Annotated in this window: 3 protein-coding genes and 1 pseudogene; 3 read left to right on the top strand and 1 reads right to left on the bottom strand. The window is 72.5% G+C overall.

The window, feature by feature from the left end:
* The coding region (locus ABZ281_RS46005; protein ID WP_356664418.1) for a hypothetical protein at positions 1–63 on the bottom strand (63 nt) is incomplete at its 3' end.
* A gap of 11 nt (positions 64–74) precedes the next feature.
* Between ABZ281_RS46005 and cobA the strand changes: the two are divergent.
* The 3 genes and pseudogenes from cobA to ABZ281_RS45990 all read left to right on the top strand — a co-directional run.
* Positions 75–1,202 (top strand): annotated as a pseudogene (cobA, locus tag ABZ281_RS46000) (uroporphyrinogen-III C-methyltransferase); the annotation flags it as partial.
* Between the two features lie 64 nt (positions 1,203–1,266).
* Positions 1,267–2,085, top strand: a complete 819-nt coding sequence (locus tag ABZ281_RS45995; RefSeq protein ID WP_356664416.1) for an RNA methyltransferase — start codon at positions 1,267–1,269, stop codon at positions 2,083–2,085.
* A 10-nt stretch (positions 2,086–2,095) separates the two neighbouring features.
* Positions 2,096–2,395: an NUDIX domain-containing protein gene (locus tag ABZ281_RS45990; protein WP_356664414.1), complete on the top strand. Its 300-nt coding sequence runs from the start codon at positions 2,096–2,098 to the stop codon at positions 2,393–2,395.
* Positions 2,396–2,444 lie beyond the last annotated feature (49 nt).

The following is a 2,444-nucleotide window of genomic DNA, read 5'->3' as shown; positions in this document are numbered from 1 at the left end:
GTTCCAGTCGAAGGACTCCGTCACCAGCGGCACGGCGGTGGCGCGGCGGCCACCGAAGAGGATCGCCGAGATCGGCGGACGTCCTTCTCGTGTCGCCCCAGGCCACCCCCTCGGTCGAGGCCATGGCGGACGCCGGGGAGATCACCTGGCAGCAGCGCCCGTACGCGGAGGGCGACCTCGCGGACGCCTGGTACGCCCTCATCGCCACCAGCGACCCCGAGGCCAACACCGCCGCCTCGGCCGAGGCCGAGCGGCACCGCGTCTGGTGCGTCCGCTCCGACGACGCCGACCGGGCGACGGCGTGGACCCCGGCCACCGGCCACAGCGAGGGCGTCACGGTCGCGGTCCTCACCACCGACGCCAAGGGGCGCGACCCCCGCCACACCGCCGCCATTCGCGACGCGGTCGTCGAGGGCCTGCGCGACGGCACGCTCGTCGCCCCGCACCACCGCACCCGCACCCCCGGAGTCGCCCTGGTCGGCGGCGGCCCCGGCGACCCGGACCTGATCACCGTGCGCGGCCGCCGCCTGCTCGCCGAGGCCGACGTCGTCATCACCGACCACCTCGGCCCGCGCGACCTGCTCGCCGAACTGTCCCCGGGCGTCGAGGTGATCGACGCGGCGAAACTGCCCTTCGGCAGGTTCATGGCCCAGGAAGCCATCAACGACGCCCTGATCGAGCACGCACGGAAGGGCAAGTCGGTCGTCCGACTCAAGGGCGGCGACCCCTTCGTCTACGGACGCGGCATGGAGGAGGTCCAGGCGCTGGCCGAGGCCGGCATCCCGTGCACGGTCGTGCCCGGCATCTCCAGCTCCATCTCGGTCCCGGGCGCCGCCGGCATCCCGGTGACCCACCGGGGCGTCGCCCACGAGTTCACCGTGGTCAGCGGCCACATCGCCCCCGACGACGAGCGCTCCCTGGTCGACTGGCCGTCCCTGGCCAAACTGACCGGCACGCTGGTGATCCTCATGGGCGTCAGCACGATCGGCAAGGTCGCCGAGACGCTCATCGCTCACGGCAAGTCCCCGGACGCAGCAGTCGCCCTGGTCCAGGAGGGCACGACGGCCGGCCAGCGCCGCGTCGACGCCACGCTCGCGACGGTCGCGGAGACCGTGCGGACAGAGGACGTGAAGCCCCCGGCGGTCATCGTCATCGGCGAGGTCGTGAAGGTCGGCCCAGCCGCCCCCGCGCCCCGCAAGTAACCCCGGGTAACACAACCCGTACCGAGCCGTTGGCACCACACCCAGGACAAGGCAGTATCACCCTGTGGCCGATCTCATCACCGTCGAGGATCCCGACGACCCGCGTCTGCGCGACTACACCGGCCTGACCGATGTGGAGCTGCGCCGCAAGCGCGAACCCGCCGAGGGCCTGTTCATCGCCGAGGGCGAGAAGGTCATCAGAAGGGCCAAGGAGGCGGGCTACGAGATGCGGTCCATGCTGCTCTCGGCCAAGTGGGTCGACGTCATGCGCGACGTCATCGACGAACTCCCCGCCCCGGTCTACGCCGTCAGCCCGGAGCTCGCCGAGCAGGTCACCGGCTACCACGTGCACCGCGGCGCGCTCGCGTCCATGCAGCGCAAACCCCTGCCCACGGCCGCCGGCCTCCTCCGCAGCGCCCGCCGCGTCGTCGTCATGGAGTCGGTCAACGACCACACCAACATCGGCGCGATCTTCCGCTCGGCCGCCGCCCTCGGCATGGACGCGGTCCTGCTCTCCCCGGACTGCGCCGACCCCCTCTACCGCCGCAGCGTGAAGGTCTCCATGGGCGCGGTCTTCTCCGTCCCGTACGCCCGACTGGACACCTGGCCCAAGGGCCTGGAATCGGTGCGCGAGGCGGGCTTCACCCTGCTCGCCCTCACCCCCGACGAGAAGGCCCGGTCCCTCGACGAGGCCGCCCCGCACACCATGGACCGCGTGGCCCTCATGCTCGGCGCCGAGGGGGACGGCCTGTCCACCCAGGCCCTGGTCGCCGCCGACGAATGGGTCCGCATCCCCATGTCCCACGGCGTCGACTCCCTCAACGTGGGCGCTGCGGCGGCCGTGGCCTTCTACGCCGTGGCCACGGGCCGGCCCCAGGTCTAGGACGCGGTCCGTGGAGCAGCGCGAGGCCGTCGTCGCCGTCCTCCTGCGCGGTGACCGCCTTCTCGCCGTGCGGCGGGGCCCGGCGGTCGTCCGCCCTGGCTACTGGCAGCCCGTCAGCGGCAAGGTCGAGCCGGGGGAGACCCAGGAGCAGGCGGTCGTCCGGGAGGTACGCGAGGAGGTCGGCCTCACCGTCGTACCGGAGGCGAGGGTGTGGGAGTCGGAGACCGACGACCACCGCTTCCGCCTCCACTGGTGGACCGCCCGCTTCCGTTCGGTGCGGAAGAACTCCAGGGCGTCTTCACCGACGTGATCGAAGGAGTGCGGACATGACCACCCTCGACCTCGGCCTGCCCGGCATC

Source organism: Streptomyces sp. NPDC006265 (assembly GCF_040613555.1).
Taxonomy (GTDB): Bacteria; Actinomycetota; Actinomycetes; order Streptomycetales; family Streptomycetaceae; genus Streptomyces.
The sequence above is the reverse complement of the archived record's forward strand: the minus strand, read 5'-3'. Positions and strand labels throughout refer to the sequence as shown.